The sequence below is a fragment of the Methylorubrum thiocyanatum genome (assembly GCA_014138645.1).
Lineage (GTDB): Bacteria > Pseudomonadota > Alphaproteobacteria > Rhizobiales > Beijerinckiaceae > Methylobacterium > Methylobacterium thiocyanatum.
The window spans coordinates 426,539-445,441 of sequence record JACJIB010000002.1 but is presented as its reverse complement, the minus strand read 5'-3'; the positions used below and the strand labels follow the sequence as shown (position 1 = coordinate 445,441).

General features: G+C 69.6%; 19 protein-coding genes. 7 read left to right on the top strand and 12 right to left on the bottom strand.

Annotated features, from left to right (window positions below; genetic code table 11):
* Positions 1 to 20 precede the first annotated feature (20 nt).
* Positions 21 to 812, bottom strand: coding sequence for a class I SAM-dependent methyltransferase (locus HNR51_RS05910; protein ID WP_182554285.1), 792 nt, complete (start codon positions 810 to 812; stop codon positions 21 to 23).
* Positions 812 to 1,414, bottom strand: a complete 603-nt coding sequence (locus tag HNR51_RS05905; protein ID WP_012456973.1) for an LOG family protein — start codon at positions 1,412 to 1,414, stop codon at positions 812 to 814. The genes HNR51_RS05910 and HNR51_RS05905 overlap by 1 nt, the downstream gene beginning before the upstream one ends.
* A 216-nt stretch (positions 1,415 to 1,630) precedes the next feature.
* Between HNR51_RS05905 and HNR51_RS05900 the strand changes: the two genes are divergently transcribed.
* The 5 genes from HNR51_RS05900 (at position 1,631) to HNR51_RS05880 (ending at position 8,267) form a co-directional block, all read left to right on the top strand.
* Positions 1,631 to 3,286, top strand: a complete 1,656-nt coding sequence (locus HNR51_RS05900; protein ID WP_182554284.1) for a LysM peptidoglycan-binding domain-containing protein — start codon at positions 1,631 to 1,633, stop codon at positions 3,284 to 3,286.
* 109 nt (positions 3,287 to 3,395) lie between these two features.
* Complete coding sequence (locus HNR51_RS05895) at positions 3,396 to 5,312, top strand: ABCB family ABC transporter ATP-binding protein/permease (RefSeq protein WP_182554283.1); 1,917 nt, start codon at positions 3,396 to 3,398, stop codon at positions 5,310 to 5,312.
* 177 nt (positions 5,313 to 5,489) lie between these two features.
* Entirely contained in the window at positions 5,490 to 6,200 is a 711-nt protein-coding gene (locus HNR51_RS05890; protein WP_012456970.1) for a phosphatidylserine decarboxylase, read from the top strand.
* A 74-nt stretch (positions 6,201 to 6,274) separates the two neighbouring features.
* Positions 6,275 to 7,114, top strand: a complete 840-nt coding sequence (locus HNR51_RS05885; protein WP_012456969.1) for a CDP-alcohol phosphatidyltransferase family protein — start codon at positions 6,275 to 6,277, stop codon at positions 7,112 to 7,114.
* A gap of 100 nt (positions 7,115 to 7,214) precedes the next feature.
* Positions 7,215 to 8,267, top strand: a complete 1,053-nt coding sequence (locus HNR51_RS05880; protein WP_182554282.1) for an NAD(P)H-dependent flavin oxidoreductase — start codon at positions 7,215 to 7,217, stop codon at positions 8,265 to 8,267.
* 68 nt (positions 8,268 to 8,335) lie between these two features.
* On the opposite strand, the gene rpsD is transcribed toward HNR51_RS05880, so the two are convergent.
* The gene (gene rpsD / locus HNR51_RS05875) at positions 8,336 to 8,953 is read right to left on the bottom strand and encodes a 30S ribosomal protein S4 (RefSeq protein WP_012456967.1); all 618 of its coding nucleotides are present in this window, start codon (positions 8,951 to 8,953) and stop codon (positions 8,336 to 8,338) included.
* Between the two features lie 285 nt (positions 8,954 to 9,238).
* On the opposite strand from rpsD, the gene HNR51_RS05870 reads away from it, so the two are divergent.
* Positions 9,239 to 10,435 carry a lytic murein transglycosylase gene (locus HNR51_RS05870; protein ID WP_012456966.1) on the top strand — a complete coding sequence of 399 codons (1,197 nt, stop codon included), beginning with the start codon at positions 9,239 to 9,241 and terminating at the stop codon, positions 10,433 to 10,435.
* Positions 10,436 to 10,522: 87 nt separating this feature from the next.
* Here HNR51_RS05870 and HNR51_RS05865 read toward each other — a convergent pair whose 3' ends face one another.
* The 6 genes from HNR51_RS05865 to HNR51_RS05840 form a co-directional block, all read right to left on the bottom strand.
* Positions 10,523 to 10,918, bottom strand: a complete 396-nt coding sequence (locus tag HNR51_RS05865; RefSeq protein ID WP_239681446.1) for a HEPN domain-containing protein — start codon at positions 10,916 to 10,918, stop codon at positions 10,523 to 10,525.
* Positions 10,915 to 11,304 carry a nucleotidyltransferase domain-containing protein gene (locus HNR51_RS05860; RefSeq protein ID WP_239681447.1) on the bottom strand — a complete coding sequence of 130 codons (390 nt, stop codon included), beginning with the start codon at positions 11,302 to 11,304 and terminating at the stop codon, positions 10,915 to 10,917. Before HNR51_RS05860 ends, HNR51_RS05865 begins: the two co-directional genes overlap by 4 nt.
* 129 nt (positions 11,305 to 11,433) lie before the next feature.
* Complete coding sequence (gene rplS, locus HNR51_RS05855; protein ID WP_012456963.1) at positions 11,434 to 11,826, bottom strand: 50S ribosomal protein L19; 393 nt, start codon at positions 11,824 to 11,826, stop codon at positions 11,434 to 11,436.
* 191 nt (positions 11,827 to 12,017) lie between these two features.
* On the bottom strand, positions 12,018 to 13,445 hold the full coding sequence (locus HNR51_RS05850) for a L,D-transpeptidase family protein (protein ID WP_182554281.1): 1,428 nt from the start codon (positions 13,443 to 13,445) through the stop codon (positions 12,018 to 12,020).
* A 148-nt stretch (positions 13,446 to 13,593) separates the two neighbouring features.
* Positions 13,594 to 14,319: a DUF1796 family putative cysteine peptidase gene (locus HNR51_RS05845; protein ID WP_182554280.1), complete on the bottom strand. Its 726-nt coding sequence runs from the start codon at positions 14,317 to 14,319 to the stop codon at positions 13,594 to 13,596.
* A complete protein-coding gene (locus HNR51_RS05840) occupies positions 14,316 to 15,269 on the bottom strand; it encodes an acetyl-CoA carboxylase carboxyltransferase subunit alpha (protein ID WP_182554524.1) in 954 nt (317 codons plus the stop codon). The genes HNR51_RS05845 and HNR51_RS05840 overlap by 4 nt, the downstream gene beginning before the upstream one ends.
* 210 nt (positions 15,270 to 15,479) lie before the next feature.
* Between HNR51_RS05840 and HNR51_RS05835 the strand changes: the two genes are divergently transcribed.
* Positions 15,480 to 16,265 (top strand): 3-hydroxybutyrate dehydrogenase, encoded by a 786-nt coding sequence (locus HNR51_RS05835; RefSeq protein WP_141954433.1) that lies wholly within the window; start codon positions 15,480 to 15,482, stop codon positions 16,263 to 16,265.
* 55 nt (positions 16,266 to 16,320) lie between these two features.
* Here the strand turns inward: HNR51_RS05835 and HNR51_RS05830 are convergent, their stop codons facing one another.
* From HNR51_RS05830 to HNR51_RS05820, 3 genes are all read right to left on the bottom strand, one after another.
* Positions 16,321 to 16,677, bottom strand: a complete 357-nt coding sequence (locus HNR51_RS05830) for a CsbD family protein (RefSeq protein ID WP_152278880.1) — start codon at positions 16,675 to 16,677, stop codon at positions 16,321 to 16,323.
* A 133-nt stretch (positions 16,678 to 16,810) separates the two neighbouring features.
* On the bottom strand, positions 16,811 to 18,220 hold the full coding sequence (locus tag HNR51_RS05825; protein WP_182554279.1) for a malonyl-CoA decarboxylase: 1,410 nt from the start codon (positions 18,218 to 18,220) through the stop codon (positions 16,811 to 16,813).
* Between the two features lie 206 nt (positions 18,221 to 18,426).
* On the bottom strand, positions 18,427 to 18,630 hold the full coding sequence (locus tag HNR51_RS05820) for a hypothetical protein (protein WP_012456956.1): 204 nt from the start codon (positions 18,628 to 18,630) through the stop codon (positions 18,427 to 18,429).
* Positions 18,631 to 18,903 lie beyond the last annotated feature (273 nt).

The following is an 18,903-nucleotide window of genomic DNA, read 5'->3' as shown; positions in this document are numbered from 1 at the left end:
CGCGATCGGGCGGACGCCGATCAGCCCGTCAGGCGTTGCAGCCAGCCGCCGCCATGGGCGTAGGAGCGCCCGCCGAGGCGGCGCAGCGCCTCCTCCGCCGGCACGATCGGGTGCTCGGCATAGACCTGCGCGATCTCGGCCGCGGTGTTGGGCAGCCGGGAGAACTCCTCGACGATCGCGTCGTAGTGGGTCTTGAGCGTGCGCGAGGACGGATCGAGGCCGGTGACGATGACGAGGCCGGTGGGTGCGGCATCCACCAGCATCACGTCGAGATCGGGCCGGTAGCGCTTCAGGATCGGCACGATCTTCCAGACGTCGCCGGTCCACCAGTTCTCGTAGGGGGTGCCGCGTCCGCGGATGCCGGCCTGCATCGGGTCGCGGTCGGCCATCGCCTCGGCCACCGGCAGGCAGTCGTGCATCGCGATGATCGAATCCTGCCGGCAGATCGCCTCCGTGTTGAAGAAGTCCCGCAACAGGAACTCGAACAGGTGCATGCCGTCGAGGAAGGCGAGATCGACCCGGCCGCCGATATGGCGGCGCAGGTTCAGGTTCGCGAAAAAGACGTCGCTCATCGTCTGAAACAGCGAGACCCGGACCTTGTTGGCCGCGACATTGGTCTTGAGCTGGAACTCCGGATCGACGGCGACGCCGTGCCGACAGGCGATGCCCGCGAAGATGTCGCCGAAGGCGACGCCGATCTCCAGGTAGCGCCGGACGGCGGCGTTGCGGGAGAGGCGCGCCAGCACCTTCCCATAATGCTCGCCCCGGTGCTCGCCGGCGATGGTGTGTCCGGGCTCGCTCGTGACCGTCATCAGAAACGCTTCTCGATCAGCTCATCCGCCAGCGGAGCCGGTTCGGACCGCGCCAGAACCTCGCTCAGCGTCTCCACCACGCGGTCGGGATCCTGGCCGACCAGGTAGTTCAGGTCGAGCCCCTCGCGGATGAAGCCGTGGGCGCGCATGTGGTCGATCAGGGTGATCAGCGGATCCCAGAAGCCGTTCACCGAGAGCAGCATGATCGGCTTGCGGTGCTGGCCGAGCTGGGCCCAGGTGAGCTGTTCGACGAGTTCTTCGAGCGTGCCGATGCCGCCGGGCAGGGCGACGAAGGCGTCGGCACGATCGAACATGAGCTGCTTGCGGGTGTGCATGTCGGAGACGACGATGGTCTCCTGCACCGCGTCGAGCATGCGCTCGCGCGACTTGAGGAAGTCCGGGATGATGCCGGTGACGTAGCCGCCGGCCTCGAGCGTCGCGCTCGCGACGGTGCCCATCAGGCCGACATTGCCGCCGCCGTAGACGAGCTTGACCCCCGCGCGGGCCAGCGAAGTGCCGAGCCGGCGCGCCGCGTCGGCGAAGGCCGGATCGCCGCCGAAGCCGGAGCCGCAATAGACGCAGACGGAGGAGAGCTGCGCCATTATGCGCCTCCCCGGCCGCGACGGCGGGAGACGCTCAAGCGCCCATCCAGGCCGAAGAATGCTGAGTTCACGGAGGAAATGGCGCCGCGCGCCGGTTCGAGATTTGGTGTTCTTCTCATGTTCGTTAATATGTCACCGGTTTGAGACGGGTTGTCGACACGCGGCGGCGCAATCAGCGCGCCCTCGGCGACCCGGAGCGCGGAGGAGTGGGCGGCCATGACGGCTGAGGTGCGGCGTAGCCTCGTCCTCGCGGCAGCGGGACTGCTCGGCGGCTTCGCCATGGTGGTCGCGCTGTTCGGGACCGGGGAGCTTCTCAAGCGCAACGCGGCGGTCAACCCTTCTGCCGAAACACCGGCCGCGCCAGACAAGCCTTCGGCCGGGGCGGAGACCGGCGACCGTGCAGGCGGGGCGCCCTCGACGGACTCTCCTCATGCCGCCCTCCAGGCCCTATCGCAAGGGGAAACCGGACAGGCTACGCCGTCCACGCCCGAGGCGAAGCCGCGCGCGGACGACGGCACGCCGAGCTTCGACATCGTGCGCGTCGAGCCCGACGGGGCGAGCGTGATCGCCGGCCGTGCGGCGCCGAACAGCCGCATCGACCTGCTGCGCGACGGCAAGCCCTTCGCCACCGCCACGGCCGACGCCGCCGGTCAGTTCGCCCTGACGCCGCCGGACCTGCCGCCGGGCACGAGCGAGATCGCCCTGCGCGCCACCGGACCCGACGGCAAGCCGCTGCCGGGACGCGAGAGCGTGACCGTCGTGGTCGCCGAGAAGCGGGACGCCAAGCCGCTGATCGCCCTGACTGCCCCCGACCTGCCGACCCGGGTGCTGTCCCAGCCCGACGCGCCCGGCACCGCCGGCAAGGCGCCGACGACCGCCATGGCCGGGACGCCTGGCGCGCCCGCACCGGGCGAGGGGAACCGGCCGGCGGCGGCCAAGCCGGGCCGGGATGCGGAGAAGCCGGCCGGCAAGGGTGAGGCGGGCGCGATCCGCATCGTCAGCGTGGACGCGCAGGAGGGCGGGCGCCTGCACGTCACCGGTCAGGCGACGGCGTGGAGCAGCCTGCGCCTCTACCTCAACGACACCATGGTGGCTTCGGGGCAATCCGGCGCCGACGGCCGCGTGGCCTTCACGATCGGGCGCGGGGTGAAGCCGGGCGCCTATCGCATCCGCGTGGATTCCGTCGATCCGGCGGCCGGCAAGGTGAGGGCGCGCGCCGAGGTCGCCTTCGCCTATCCCGACAGCGTGCCGCCGACGCGCTACGCCGACGCCGCGGCCGGGAAAGCCGGATCGGGTGAGGCGACGAAGCCCGCCGGGACGGCCAGGGATCGGTCTGCGGCCGAGCCGCGCGCCACCCCGCCGGGCCCGTCCGAGGCGGGCCGCACCGGGCAGATGGCGGCCAGGACCGCACCGGCGGAGACCAAGCCGGCCGAGACGCGCGGCGCACCGAGCCTCGCGGCGCCCCCGCCCGACGCGAATGCCGCGACTTCCGGAGCGGATCGCCCCGCCGCGTCCGGGACGCCGTCACCGGCCGCCTCGTCGGATGCGGCGCCGGGCGCGGATCGGAGGGCTACCGCCGCGCTCCCGCCGAACCCTCCGGGCGGCGGTGCCGCGCCCGGCGAGGCCGGGACCGTCTTCGTTCCGGAGGTCAGCACCGCCCGGATCACCCGCGGCGACAGCCTGTGGCAGATCAGCCGGCGCACCTACGGCCGCGGCAATCGCTACACCGTGATCTACGACGCCAACCAGGACCAGATCCGCGACCCGAACCGGATCTATCCGGGTCAGATGTTCGTGCTGCCGAAGGAGGGATCCGCGCCGGGCACGCCGTCGACGCCCTCGGCCAGGAGCGGTTCGGACCGCCGGACCTGACCGGACCGTCAGACGCCGCGGAAGGGGACAGGGTGCGCGAAGCCGCGCGAGGGCCTATATGCGCCTCGCGACGGCCGCCTCGCGCCGAAAGATCCTTCCGAACCTCACAATGGCAAAAGCACCCGTGCCGGCGGGGGAGGGCGCGCCCGCGCCCCTCGAACGCCCCGGTCTCCTGACGACCTATCGCCGGCTCTGGCCCTATCTCTGGCCCCACGGCCGGGCCGACCTCCAGCGGCGGGTGTTCATCGCCTTCGGCCTGCTCTTCGTTGCCAAGGCGGCGACGATGGTGATGCCGTTCACCTTCGGATGGGCCACCGACGCGCTGGTCGCGGCCATCGGCGAGAAGGAGGCCGCGGCCGCCGTACCGGCGGGGCTGGTCTCCGCGCCCTTCCTCCTGATCGCCCTCTACGGCCTGTCGCGCATCGCCATGGCCGGACTGACGCAGGTGCGCGACGGGCTGTTCGCCAAGGTCGCGATGCACGCCGTGCGCAAGCTCGCGCTCCAGACCTTCGAGCACATGCACCGGCTGTCGCTCCGGTTCCACCTCGAGCGCAAGACCGGCGGCCTGACCCGCGTGCTGGAGCGCGGTCGCTCCGGCATCGAGGAACTGTCGCGCCTGATGGTGCTGACGCTTGTGCCGACCATCGTCGAGCTGGTGCTCGTGCTCGGCATTCTCGCCTACGAATTCGACTGGCTCTACTCGGTGGTCGTGGCGACGATGATCGCCGCCTATCTCGGCTTCACCTGGAAGGCGACCGAGTGGCGCATCGGCATCCGCCGCCGGATGAACAACTCCGACACCGAGGCCAACACCAAGGCGGTCGACTCGCTGCTGAACTTCGAGACGGTGAAGTATTTCGGCGCCGAGCGGCGCGAGACCGCCCGCTACGACGCGTCGATGGAGCGCTACGAGAAAGCCTCGACCCAGACCTACGTGTCGCTCGCGGTGCTGAACGCCGGCCAGGCGGTGATTTTCACACTCGGCATGACCGCGGTGATGTGGCTCGCCGCCCGCGACATCATGGCCGGGCGCACCACCATCGGCGGCTTCGTGCTCGTCAACACGATGCTGGTGCAGCTCTCGATGCCGCTCAACTTCATGGGGATGATCTACCGCGAGATCAAACAGGCGCTGATCGACATCGACGACATGTTCCTGATCCTCCAGCGCAATCCCGAGATCGCCGATCGCCCGGGCGCGCCCGCACTCAAGGTGGAGACGGGCACGGTCCGCTTCGAGGATGTGCGCTTCGCCTACAATCCGGACCGGCCGATCCTGCGCGGCGTCTCCTTCGAGGTCCCGGCGGGCCGCACGGTCGCCATCGTCGGTCCCTCCGGGGCTGGCAAATCGACGCTCTCGCGGCTGCTGTTCCGCTTCTACGAGCCGCAGTCCGGCCGCATCACCATCGACGGCCAGGACATCGCGGCGGTGCGTCAGGATTCCCTGCGCGCGGCCATCGGCATGGTCCCGCAGGACACGGTGCTGTTCAACGACACCATCGGCTACAACATCCGCTACGGCCGCTGGGAGGCCAGCGAGGCGGAGGTGCGCGAGGCCGCCCGCCTCGCCCAGATCGACCGCTTCATCGAGAGCCTGCCGGAGGGTTACGACACGCCGGTGGGCGAGCGCGGCCTCAAGCTCTCGGGCGGCGAGAAGCAGCGGGTGGCGATCGCCCGCACCATCCTGAAGGGGCCGCCGATCCTCGTCCTCGACGAGGCGACCTCGGCGCTCGATTCCTTCACCGAGCGCGAGATCCAGGCGGCCCTCGACCGGGTCAGCCAGGGCCGCACCACGCTGGTGATCGCCCATCGCCTCTCGACGGTGATCAACGCCGACGAGATCCTCGTGCTCGACCAGGGCCGCGTCGTCGAGCGCGGCGACCATGCGGGCCTGCTCGCCCGCGGCGGAGTCTACGCCGCTTTGTGGAACCGCCAGCGCGAGGCGGATGCCGCCCGCGAAGCGCTCAAGCGCGCCGAGGACGAGCGCTCCCTCGCCGAGGCCGTCCGGCCGGAGCCGGTGGAATAGAGCCGCGTCCGATCGCGCCGCAATCGGAGGCGGCTCTCAGCCTTCGTTTGACGCGCTCTCTTGCGCCGAACCGGCCTCCAGTTCGGCGGAGAGCGCTCTAACCCGCGGTTGACGGAACCGCGCCCCCCTGCCATCCGGCGGGGGCAGATTCGCCCCGCCGGAGTCCAACGGGAGCCCATGACCGACCTCATCGAGACGATCCGCCGGACGCTCGTGCCGATCCACAAGGAGGGCTACCCCTTCATCCTGATCGGCATCGTGCTGACCGTGGTGCTCGGCTACTTCTCGCAGTTCTTCGGCTGGATCTTCCTGATCCTCACGCTCTGGGTCTGCTACTTCTTCCGCGATCCCGAGCGCGTGGTGCCGGTGGGCGACGGTCTCGTCGTCTCACCCGCCGACGGGCGGGTGAACCTGATCTCCACCGTGCTGCCGCCGCCGGAACTCGACCTCTCGCACGAGCCGATGCTGCGGATCTCCGTCTTCATGAACGTGTTCGACTGCCACGTGAACCGCGTGCCGGTCTCCGGCAAGATCGGCCAGATCCACTACACGCCGGGCCTGTTCCTCAACGCCGAACTCGACAAGGCGAGCGAGGACAACGAGCGCAACGGCCTCGTCATGGAGACGACCCATCGCGGCCAGCCGCTGCGCATCGGCGTGGTGCAGATCGCCGGGCTGGTGGCGCGCCGCATCGTCGGGTTCGTCTCCGCGGGCGACAGCAAGCAGGTCGGAGAGCGGTTCGGCCTGATCCGGTTCGGCTCGCGGGTCGATGTCTACCTGCCGGTCGGCACCCGCGTGATGGTCGGGCTCGGCCAGAAGGCCGTGGCCGGCGAGACCGTGCTGGCCGATCTCGGCGGCGGCCCCGAGCGGGCCTTCCGCCGCATCTGATCTCTTTGCAGAAGGGCGACATGCCGAGAAGCGATGAGCCGACAGACACGTCGAGAGACGAGTCGAGGGACGACATGGACGATCTCTTCCCGCCCTTCGCGCCGGACGCGAACGATCGGCCGCGCCGGTTCCGGCCGGTGCCGTTCCGGATGATCGCGCCGAACATGATCACCCTGCTCGCGCTCTGCCTCGGGCTGACCGCGATCCGGCTCGCCTTCGAGGGCCGGTTCGAGCCGGCGGTGATCGCGGTGATCGTCGCGGCCGGGCTCGATGGGATCGATGGGCGCGTGGCGCGCCTGCTCAAGGGCACGTCGCGGTTCGGGGCCGAACTCGATTCGCTCGCCGACTTCGTCAATTTCGGCTGCGCCCCGGCGCTGATCCTCTACAGCTTCACCCTGCACAACCTGAAATCCGTCGGCTGGATCGTGGCGCTCGTCTTCGCCATCGCCATGTGCCTGCGGCTCGCGCGCTTCAACGCGATGCTCGACGATCCCAACCGCCCCGAATGGAAGAAGGACTACTTCGTCGGCATGCCGGCGCCGGCGGGCGCCATCACCGGGATGCTGCCGCTCTACCTCCACTTCCTCGGCCTCGATTTCAGCGCCTGGGGCCGGCCCGTTATCCTCGTCTACGTCCTGGCCATCGCGCTCCTCGTCGTCTCCACCGTGCCGACCTTCTCCGGAAAGACCTGGGGCAAGCGCGTGCCGCGCGACCTCGTGGTGCCGATCTTCCTCGTCGTCGTGGTCGGCTTCGGCCTCGTAATCAGCTTCCCGTTCGAGGCGATGGCGGCGGTGAGCCTGGCCTATCTTGTGGGCCTTCCCTTCGGCGCCGCGCAGTACCGCAAGCGCCTGAAGCAGGAGGCCGCGCGCACGACCGCTTCCGCTCCGGTGGAGCATCCGGCGCCGGGGGCATAACGCTCTACCCCTGCAACGACCCCTCCGCTGACCGGGATCCGGCACCGCGCCCCGTTCGGCCCGCTCCGTCACCGGCATCGGGGCGAGCGAGGAGACAGCCATGACAGGTGAGACGGGTTTCGTCCGGCGGATCGGGATCGTGCATCCGATCATCCAGGCTCCGATGGTCGGGCCGAAGGCGCCGCTCGCGGCTGCCGTCAGTGCGGCCGGCGGGCTCGGCTCCCTCGGCTGCGCCGCCCTCACGCCCGATCAGATCCGCGCCGAGGTGGGCGCGATCAGGGCCGTGACGGCGGCGCCCTTCAACCTGAACTTCTTCTGCCACGAGCCGGCCGCCCCCGATCCGGCGCGCGAGGCGGCGTGGCGGGACGCCCTCGCACCCTATTACGCAGAGTTCGGGCTCGATCCGACGGCACCGGTGGCGATGGCCAACCGCGCGCCCTTCGACGCCGCGATGGCCGAGGTGGTGGAAGAGCTGCGCCCGCGCGTCGTCAGCTTCCATTTCGGTCTGCCGGCGGAGCCGCTGCTGCGGCGGATGCGGGAGGCCGGCTGCCTGATCCTGTCCTCGGCCACCACCGTGCGCGAGGCGCGCTGGCTCGCCGAGCGCGGGGTCGATGCGGTGATCGCCCAGGGCGCGGAGGCCGGCGGCCATCGCGGCATGTTCGTCACCGAGGCGGCCGCCTCACAGGTCGGCACCATCGCCCTGGTGCCGCAGATCGCCGACGCGGTGGCGGTGCCGGTGATCGCCGCGGGCGGCATCGGCGATGCCCGCGGCGTGGCGGCGGCGTTCGCGCTGGGCGCCAGCGCGGTGCAGGTCGGCACCGCCTATCTGCGCTGCCCCGAGGCCGGCCTCTCTGCGCCCTACCGCGCCGCCCTGAGCACGGCGCGAGACGAGGACACGGCGCTCACCAACGTGCTGACCGGCCGCCCGGCCCGCGGCCTGCTCACCCGCGCGGTGCGGGAACTTGGGCCGATCAGTGCGATCGCGCCGGCCTTCCCCGGTGCCGCTGTCGCGCTCCAGCCCCTGCGCACGGCCGCCGAGGCGCGAGGCTCGGGCGATTTCTCGCCGCTCTGGTCGGGGCAGGCGGTCGGCCTCTCGCGGGAGCGGCCGGCGGCCGAACTGACCCGCCTGCTGGCGGGCGGCGTTCCGGCTTGAGCCGCAAACGAGAAAGGGCCGCCCCGAGGGGCGGCCCTTCTGATCTCTGAGAAAGATCTCGAAACCGATCAGCGCGAGTAGAACTCGATGACGAGGTTCGGCTCCATCTGCACCGGGTAGGGCACCTCGGAGAGGCCCGGGATCCGGGTGACGCGGGCGGACATCTTCTGATGATCGACCTCGATGTAGTCCGGCACGTCGCGCTCGGCGAGCTGCGAGGCCACGACCACGATCTCGAGCTGGCGAGAGGCTTCCTTCACCTCGATCACGTCGCCGGCCTTGACCTGGTAGCTCGGGATGTTGACCCGGCGGCCGTTGACCTTGATGTGCCCGTGGTTGACGAACTGGCGCGCGGCGAACGGGGTCGCGACGAACTTCGAGCGGTACACCACGGCGTCGAGGCGGCGCTCGAGCAGACCGATCAGGTTCTCGCCGGAGTCACCGCGCAGGCGGATCGCCTCGGCGTAGTAGCGGCGGAACTGCTTCTCGGTGATGTTGCCGTAGTAGCCCTTGAGCTTCTGCTTGGCGCGCAGCTGCGTGCCGAAGTCGCTCATCTTGCCCTTGCGGCGCTGGCCGTGCTGGCCGGGGCCGTATTCGCGGCGGTTCACGGGGCTCTTCGGGCGGCCCCAGATGTTCTGGCCCATGCGGCGATCGAGCTTGTGCTTCGCCTGGACGCGTTTTGACATCGCTGTTCCTCTGGAACAATTTTTTGAGGAACGCGCCCTCCTCTCCCTCTTCGCCGGAGCGGCGAGGGCGACAGGGCGGCTGTTACCGCCCACGGGTGCGCATGAAATGCGACGGGGCCCCAAACCGGAGCCCCGTACACGAGCGGGTGCCTAGACGAGAACGCCCGCATCGTCAATGCCGCGCCCGGTGTCGCGCTCGGCCGCACCCGGTCGTCATCCTTCATTAACCCTCGTATCGCCTGAATCGCGCAAGAAGATCCCCGAACTTCGACGGAGCGCCGACCCATGCCGACGCCAACCACCCGCGCCAGCCTCATCGGCCTTGCGCTGACCGGCAGCCTCATCACCGGCTCTGCCCGCGCCGATTTCCAGTCCTGCCTCGCCGGCATCCAGGCGCAGGCCGCGAGTGCCGGTGTCTCGGCCCAGACCTTCCGGGCGGCGACGGCCAACATCGCCTACGACGACAAGGTGATCGAACTCTCCCAGGCCCAGCCCGAGTTCAAGACGCCGATCTGGGACTACATGTCGGCGCTGGTCGACGACGAGCGGGTCGAGGACGGGCGCGCGGCCATGCGCCAGCACGCCCAGGCGCTGGCCAACGCCGAGGCCCGCTACGGCGTCGATCGCTACACCATCGCCGCGGTGTGGGGCGTCGAGTCGAACTTCGGCAAGAACCTCGGCAAGATGCCGCTGGTGCAGTCTCTGGCGACGCTCGCCTGCTCCGGCCACCGCCGCCGGGAGTTCTTCCGCACCGAGCTCATCGCGACGCTCAAGATCATCGAGCGCGGCGACATCGAGGCCTCGCGGCTGACCGGCTCCTGGGCCGGCGCCTTCGGCCAGACGCAGTTCATGCCGACGACCTACCAGCGCCTCGCGGTGGACGGCGACGGCGACGGACGGCGCGACGTGGTCGATTCGGTGGCCGACGCGGTCGCCTCCACCGCCAACTTCCTGCGCGTCGCCAAGTGGTCGAACGGACATCCCTGGGGCTACGAGGTGCGGCTGCCGCGCGGCTTCAACGCCGGGGCCGCCGGCCGCAAGAACAAGCACGCCGTCGGCCACTGGGCCTCGCTCGGCGTCACCCGCGTCGACGGCAAGCCGCTGACGGGGGAGGGGCCCGCCGGTATCCTCGTGCCGGCTGGCGTCAACGGCCCGGCCTTCCTCGTCACCAAGAACTTCGACGCGATCTACTCCTACAACGCCGCCGAATCCTACGGGCTGGCCATCGCCGTCCTATCCGACCGCCTGCGCGGGCGCCCCGGCGTCCAGGCCGACTGGCCGACCGACGACCCGCCGCTGTCGCGCGCCGAGCGCCGCGACCTCCAGAGCCGCCTGATCGCCCGCGGCTACGATGTCGGCGAGCCGGACGGCAAGGTCGGCTCCAAGACCCGCGAGGCGATCAAGGACGTCGAGCGCCAGCTCGGCATGCCGGCCACGGGCCGGCCGGGTGGCAAGGTGCTGGAGGCGCTGCGGCGGGGGTAGCGAGCGGTCAGCCACGCAGCACCGCCGTCAGGCGCCATATCACCGGCATGCGAACATGAGGCTCGCTCTTCTTGATAGGGGCGCGCCTCAGGCTCGAAAGAATTGGGCTCGCATCGTCGCCACGAACGCCTCGGCCTGTGTGACAGCCCATGCAGCCTCCTCGGCAGAGGGTGAGCCAGCCATGTAGTCGGCGCGGACGCGTACGTCCTGAAGCCGATTGAAAGCGCGACCGAAGGCGGCATCGATCTGACCGGTCTGCACCAGCGCTTGGCCGAAGGCAGCGATTACTCCCGCATGGGTCTTGATGTTCATCCCCTCGTGAAGATGACCGGTCGCTATCAGTGAGGCTCTGGCTGCATCGAACATGGCATAATAGGCGCGGCTGCAAGCACCTTCGGTATCTTCGGTTCTAAGGAGGATCCGAGCGGCCGTTAGCGCTCGCTCTGCCTTGCCGATAAAGGCGAGAGCCGTCGCGTGCGTCACAGCCGAGCACCGTCGCGTCGGATGCTCTCAATCAGAAGCGGGTTCGGAAACCGCTCGGTGTCCCGCCACTCGCTCTCCCAAAGCGGCAGAGCCTGAACGAGCAGACCGGTTTCCATCAGGATGTCGAAGGCGATCTCCGCCATCTCACCCGAAACGCGGCTGCGGTCGGCGCTATCACCATCCAACACGATGGCAAGATCGGCATCGCTATCAGCTTGATGCGTTCCCCGGGCCCGGCTTCCGAAGAGGAAGACCTCGCGGATGGGATAATGGCCGCCGATCCGATCCAAAAACGCGCGCACGCCGCGCTCCGTCAGGTCGTCCGGGAACGGCGACCCACGCGCTTTCCGCATCGGTTTTGGATCGGACATCGGACTGTGACGCATCAGGCGCCGGGCTCGCACACCGGCTCGTCTCATATGTGCATGAACGCGAGAAACAAAAAACCCGCCCCGAGCATCTCGGGACGGGCGCAACGGCGAAAAGCGGCTCCGCAGAGCCGCTCCATGACGGGATCACTCGGCGGCGGCGGGCGCCTTCTCGGCCTTGGCCGGGCGGTCGTTGCGCTCGACGATACGGGCCGACTTACCGCGGCGGTCGCGCAGGTAGTACAGCTTGGCGCGACGGACCTTACCGCGGCGGACCACCTTGATCGAATCGATCATCGGGGAGTGCACGGGGAAGACACGCTCCACGCCCTCGCCGTAGGAAATCTTGCGGACGGTGAAGCTCTCGTTGAGGCCGCCGCCGTTGCGGGCGATGCAGACGCCCTCGTAGGCCTGGACGCGGGTGCGCTCGCCTTCCTTGACGCGGACGTTCACGATGACCGTGTCGCCCGGCTCGAAATCCGGAATGGTCTTGGCGAGGCGGGCGATCTCTTCCCGCTCGAGCTGCTCGATGATGTTCATTGGAAAAGCTCCGGCCGTTAGCGCCCGTCCGGTGAGGTCCGGGCGTCAGGATTTCGGCATCCTGTTGTGAGTTGGGCGGGGCTGTACAGGATGTGCGGAGCTTTGTCGATGGGGTCCGCACGGCTCAGGGCGATCGCGCGACGGCGACCGCCCTGTCCCTTGGCCCTAGGGGCAGACCCGCTTGAAGTGCCTCAGTTCCGAAGGGAACCGGTGGTCGCCACGGATGCGTGCGGCTTCGCGGCGGAGGCCGTCTCCTTCGCTGCATCCTTGCCCGTGGGCTTCGGCTTGGCGGCCTCAGTGGCCTTCTCGTCCTTGCCCGGCTTGTCGTCCTTGCCCGGCTTCTTGCCCAGGACCTTGCTGAAGGCGCTCACGTCGCCGTCCGCGTCGGCCACGGCGATGCGGTGCGGCTTGGCCGCGCCCGCGCCGGACTTGCCGTCACCGGACTTGCCGTCACCGGATTTGGCCGGCTCCTGCACGGCGACCACCGTCGTCGGCTTCGCCTGTTCCTTGCGGGCGGCCGCGGCCTTGGTCGGGCCCGGCGCGTCGGCAGGCGCCGCGGCGACGAGGACGGGCTTGCCCTTGGCATCGACCTCGAACTCGTTCGGCCCCAGGGCGAGGCTCTCCGGCCGGCTGACGTCGCCGAGGTGATAGCGGCCGTACTCCTTGGCGGTGTAGGCCAGTTCCTTGCCCTTGTCCTTGTCATCCTCGATCAGGCTGGCGAAGGTCGGCCCCTCGGGCTTCTGCGGGCGGAAGACCGGATTCTGGCCGCCGTCGTCATAGACGACGCGGGTGGCGGGCGTGCCCTTGGCGATCAGCTCGGCCACTTCGTGGGCATCGCGGTCGCGCTTCTCGGCGACCAGCGGATCGACCCGCGGGGTGCAGTTGCCCGCCGCGACGTCGGCGCCGCCGAAGACGTATTTCGTGCCGCAGGCCGCGACCCGCGGCTCCTCCTTGAGGGCCTCGAAATAGTCCGAGCCCTCCTTGAGGTTCTTCCAGAACGGCGCATTGGGGTCGTTGCGGAACTTGGCGATGTTCGAAGCCGTCATCCGGAACGGGTAGGACTGGAACTGGAAGGCGCGCTGACCGCCGTTGAAGGCCTCGCGGGCGATGGCGTAGATCTCCGACATCGACGCGTCGGTCATCGCGAAGCAGCCCGAGGACGAGCAGGTGCCGTGCACCATGATGTAGTTGCCGGTGCCGCCCTTGGCCCGGTCGATCGCGTTCGGGTAGCCGACGTCGAAGGACAGGTAGTAGCTGGAATTCGGGTTCATCTGACCCGGCGTGATCGCATAGAAGCCCTCCGGCGCCTGCCGGTCGCCCTGCTTGAGCTTGGGGCCGAGCTGGCCCGACCAGCGGCAGATCGGGAAGGTCTTCAGCAGCGCGTACTGGCCGTTCGAGCCGCGCTTCCACACCTCCATCTCCGCTTCCTTCTTGAAGGCGCGGATCAGGATCGGGTCCGACTGGCTCATGCCCTTGGTCTGCATGAGCGCGAGCGTCTGAGGCGGAATCGGGGTGAGGCTGCGGGTCGAAGCGCCGCCCAGCATCGCACTGTCCTGGCAGGCACCGAGTGTCATCGCCAGAGCAACGGCAGCAGCCGCCACAAACGGACGCACAGCCATGGGGAACCCGTCCTTACGTGTCCTCGCCCGCAGGGCACCTGGCGGCCCTTTTGCGGACGTCACTCCCCAAACCCAATAGCCTCGCTAAGCTTACCCGGAGCTTACCGCAATCCATTCATCCACTTTGTGGACAGGCGTTGCAGGGCGGTCACGGTTCCGCGGGAAATCGTCCGCATTCCCGCACCCGGTCCTTCACGAAGGCGTCATCGGCCGGGTCGGCGAAGCGCAGGCCGATCGAGGACGAGCAAATCTCCAGCTTGAGCCAGTCGAGATGCGGCTCGCGGGCGATGACGGTCGCGGCCCGCTGCTCGCTCTGATCCAGGTGGAGCATCGTCAGGTGGTTGTCGGCACCGCGCGCCGCGCCCCGTGCCGTCAGCGCGTCGCGGATGGCCTCGACCGTCGCCGCCTCGGTGGGGAGCGCCGTCATCAGGTAGAAGCGGTTGCGGGTGCCGGGCCGGTCCAGCGCTGCACGCAGCCGCCGCACGCCGGCTGCGAGGAAGCGGTAATCCTCGTCGCTGGTCGCCGGATCGTGGTGGTTGAACACGAACGGGATCGCGTGGCGTTCACGATAGAGCAGGTGGCGGCAGCGGGTCTCGTCGGGCACCCGCCGCTCGGAGAGCGGCGTGCTCTCGTACTGGCGCCGGTCGAGCAGCGCCGAGAAATCGTCGGCGAGACAGTCGCGCACCATTCCCGGCGAGGAGAAGATCCAGTCGAAGGGCGCCGACCACGTACGCAGGCCGAGCCCCTTCAGGATCTGCGCGGTGTGGCAGTGGCTGCCGAGCGAGATGTGATTGACGGGGCCGGGCTCGCGGGTGTCGCGCCGGCCGAGGCGGCGCAGGCCGTCGAGCAGGCCCGCGCCGAAGCCCCGCGTCACAGCTTCCGGCCGATCTCGAGGAACTTTTGCGCGCGGCGGTCGCGGATCTCGTCGCGGCCGAGACCCTCGAACTCGGCCAGCGCGCGGGCGATGGCGTCGCCGGCCGCGTCGAGCGCCGCCTGTCGGTCGCGGTGCGCGCCGCCGGTGGCCTCCGGCACGATGGCATCGATGATGCCGAGCCGCAGCAGATCCTGCGCGGTGATCTTCATGGCGGTGGCGGCGTCGTGGGCGCGGCCCTGGTCGCGCCACAGGATCGAGGCGGCCCCCTCCGGCGAGATCACGCTGTAGATCGCGTGCTCCATCATCAGCACGGTGTTGGCGGTGGCGATCGCGATGGCGCCGCCCGAGCCGCCCTCGCCGATGACGAGGGCGACGTTGGGGACGCCGAGCGCGAGGCAGGCTTCCGTCGAGCGGGCGATGGCCTCGGCCTGGCCGCGCTCCTCCGCTTCGATACCGGGGAAGGCGCCGGCGGTGTCGACGAAGGCGAGGACCGGCAGGCCGAAGCGATCGGCGGTCTCCATCAGGCGCACGGCCTTGCGGTAGCCCTCCGGCCGCGCCATCCCGAAATTGTGCCGCAGCCGGGCCTCGGTCGTGGCCCCCTTCTCCTGGCCGAGCACGCAGACCGGGCGGCCGCGGAAGCGCCCGAAACCACCCAGGATCGCCTCGTCCTCGCCGAAGCTGCGGTCACCGGCCAGCGGCGTGAATTCTTCGATGAGGCCCGCGCAGTAATCGACGAAATGCGGCCGCTGCGGGTGGCGGGCGACCTGCGTCTTCTGCCACGGGGTCAGGGCGGCGTAGATCTCGGCGAGGGCCTGGGCGGCCTTGCCTTCGAGGCGCCCGACCTCCTCGCTGATCGAGACGGCGCCGTCACGCTGGCCCAGGGCCTTGAGTTCCTCGAGCTTCGCTTCGAGTTCCGCCACGGGCTTCTCGAAGTCGAGATAGGAGCGCATCACCGCCATCGATCGTCGGTCCAACTTCCTGTTCGGCAGCCGATCCCTTGCCCGGCCCGGCGGCCGGGCGAGGTGTTCGGGGAAGCGGGCATGGGTGTCAACCGCCGCTTTGCGTCAGAGCGTGCGGCGCAGCAAGATCGACTTCGCGGCAGGGTTGGGGCAAGCCCTGAGGCGAGAGGGTCCGCGCGGCCCGCGAACCGGAGGGAATTCATGAGCCTGAAAGGGAAAGCCGCCGTCGTCACCGGATCGACGAGCGGCATCGGCCTCGCCATCGCCCGGGGCTTTGCCAAGGAGGGCGCGAACGTCGTCCTCAACGGCTTCGGCAAGCCCGAGGAGATCGAGCGGACCCGCAGCGCCATCGAGAGCGAGTTCGGCGTCAAGGCGGCCTACTCGCCCGCCGACCTCACCAAGTCCGACGCGATCGGTGGCCTGATCGCGCTCTCGGTCGAGACGTTCGGCAGCGTCGACATCCTCGTGAACAATGCGGGCGTGCAGTACGTCGCGCCGATCGAGGAGTTCCCGGTCGAGAAGTGGGACCAGATCATCGCGCTGAACCTCTCCTCGGCCTTCCACACCCTGCGCGCCGCCGTGCCGCACATGAAGGCGAAGGGCTGGGGCCGGGTCATCAACACCGCCTCGGCGCACTCGATGGTCGCCTCGCCCTACAAGTCGGCCTATGTCGCCGCCAAGCACGGGATCGTCGGACTGACCAAGACCGCGGCGCTGGAACTCGCCACCCACGGCATCACCGTGAACTGCATCTCGCCCGGCTATGTCTGGACCCCCCTCGTCGAGAACCAGATCCCGGACACGATGAAGGCGCGCGGGATGACCAAGGAGCAGGTGATCGAGGACGTGCTGCTCAAGGCGCAGCCGACCAAGGAATTCGTCACCGTCGATCAGGTCGCCGCGCTCGCCGTGTTCCTGAGCTCGGACAGCGCCAGCCAGATCACCGGCGCCAACATCGCCATGGATGGCGGCTGGACGGCGCAGTAGCGCCACCCGCGATGCGCGGAGCGCGGCGGTCCCGCGGCGCTCCGCTCCCTTCCGCTCAGCGGCGCGAATGCAGCAGCAGGGCGAGGCCGTAGCCGACGGCGCCGGCGATCAGCAGGGCGAGGAACGGGTTCTCGCCGACCTGCGTCTCGACCCGCTCGCGTCCGTCGCGCAGATAGGTGCCGCCGTGGCGGCTGACGCGGTCATAGGCGTCCTCGGCGTAGCCGCCGACGTCGTCGGCGATATCGCGCACGGTATCCTTCGCCTGGCCGTAGAGGCGCTGCGCCCGGCCCTCGGCCTCCCGGTAGCGGCCTTCGAGCGAATCACGGTCAGAACCGACGGCATCGCCGATCGTGCCCTGCGCCCGTCCGCCGAGATCCTTCGCGGTGCCGACGATGCGATCCGTATCAACCATGGCGGAACTCCTGTTCTTCCCAAGCCCGCCACCTTGAGAGTTCGGGCGGGCGTCGGACAGGAGAACGTGCGAGGACGGGATCGGTCCCGCGCCGCAGCGAAAAACCGGCATTCGAGCTGCTGGAAACGGAGGCTCAACCCGCCTCGGCCAGCACCACCGCCCGCGGCGGCGGCAGGTTGGAACGCAACTCGCGGCTGACCGCCGAGGAGGTCGCGACCGTGCCGAGATTGACGTAGGTCTCGTGGTTCTTCTCGATCGCCGAGAGGTCGTAGAGGTAGTTCACCATCAGGCCGTAGGACTGCTTCAGGCCCTTCTTCGAGGTGTCGCCGAGGAAGTTCATCCGCTCCAGCCGGGCGCCGTTGCCGAGATGGAAGCGGGCGACCGGGTCGAGTGGGCGGCCCCGCTCGTTCTTGGCGCGCAGGAAGTAGGCGGCCGCCGCCGGCAGCATGGCGCGCCGCACGGCCTCGCACTTGGCCTTGTCGCTGCGCCAATCGTCGGATTCGAGCAGGCGCAGGGTCTCGACGTCCTCCCGCGTCAGGCCCTGCGGCGCGTCGGCGCCGCGCTCCCGGTCGAGCCAGGTGCGGAAGCCGGGCACGGGCGAGAGGGTGACGAAGGTCTTGAGCGAGGGGATTTCGCGGGCGAGATCCTCCACGACCTGCTTGATGAGGAAGTTGCCGAAGGTGACGCCGGCCAGACCCTTCTGGCAGTTCGAGATCGAGTAGAAGATCGCGGTGGTGGCGGTCCGTGCCGGCACCGGCTGGCGCCCGTCGGCGAGAATTGGCTGGATTGCCGGAGCGATGGCGTTCGTGAGCGCCACCTCGACGAAGATCAGCGGCTCGTCGAGCAGGGCGGGGTGGAAGAAGGCGAAGCAGCGCCGATCCGTCGGCTCGATGCGGCGGCGCAGTTCGTCCCAATCGGCGATCTCGTGGACCGCCTCGTAGCGGATGATCTTCTCGAGGATGTGGGCCGGCGTGGACCAGTCGATGTGGCGCAGCACCAAGAAGCCCCGGTTGAACCACGAGGCGAACAGGTGCTCGAAATCGCTGTCGAGGCTCACCGCGGCGTCGATCGTCTCGGGGGCGGCGCCCCGGTCCTTCAGGTGCTTGCGCAGGGCGAACAGGTCCTCGCGCATCCGCACCAGCGCCAGGGTACCGCCGCGGGCGAGGTTGAGGCGGCGGATCAGTTCCTGAGAGCGGGGCTCGGCCGCATCGTGCAGCCGGCCGAGGCGGGCGCGAGTCGGCTCGGCCCGGTAGGCCGCGATCGCCGCATCGACCGCGTCGTGGTCGGCACCGAACTCGGTCGCGACGAGTTCGAGGAAGGCGAGGCGCTCGCCCTCGGGGAAGCTGGCGTAGCGATCGAGGATCAGCCGGGCCAGCGCCACCCCGGAGGCCTCGCCGCGCCGGGAGATCAGATCCTCGCAGAGGCGAGCGAGATCCGTCGCGCTTGCCGTCCGCGCCAGATCGGTGCGGGCGAGACCGATGAGATCGCGGCCGCGGTCGCTGATGGTCTGGATGAGATCGCCGAGGAACGAGATCGCCGCCATGACCGAACAAGCCCTTGGATCCACCGGGCCGACGCATGGGAGGCTCGGCCGTTACCCGAACCTAGGGCCAGCGCCGCGTCGGCGCCAGAGATGCGGCGCGTGGCACGTCAGCCTCGAGCCGGGATCACGGCATTCCGGCGACACGCTTCCACGTGCGGATCGGGCCACGTGCCCCTCGGCCGCCGGCCATCGACGGCCGGCAGGGCTCAGAGTTCCGCTTCCCCGTGCGGGGCGAGATCCGCCGTGTCGGCCCGCTCGCGCCAATCGGTCACGCCGCGGGACCGGGCGAATCGGATCTCCGCCGCCCGGAGGGCGCGCTCCGGATCGCGGGCGCGGGCGATTTCGACGGACCCAACCGGAAAGGGAACGCCGAGGATCTGCTTCGCAAACTGGACGCGGTAGTTCGGCATACACGACTCCTTATCCTGAAGCGGCCGCCGGACGCTCGCAGAAGATGTGCGCCAGAAAACGCGCATCCGCAACGGCCGTCCGGCCAAGCCGCTGCAAAGGCTGTGCCTTTTTTCGTGCAAACCATCATATGGGGATCCTGGACGCGCATGCTACCGCCGGCCGTGGGAACGGCCGTGGACACTCCGCCGCGCGACAGTTGCGGACCGCACCCGCCGTGCCGGGGGCTGGCGTCCGAGCCGCGGCCTGCCGTAAGGGGCGATCCATGCCGTCGA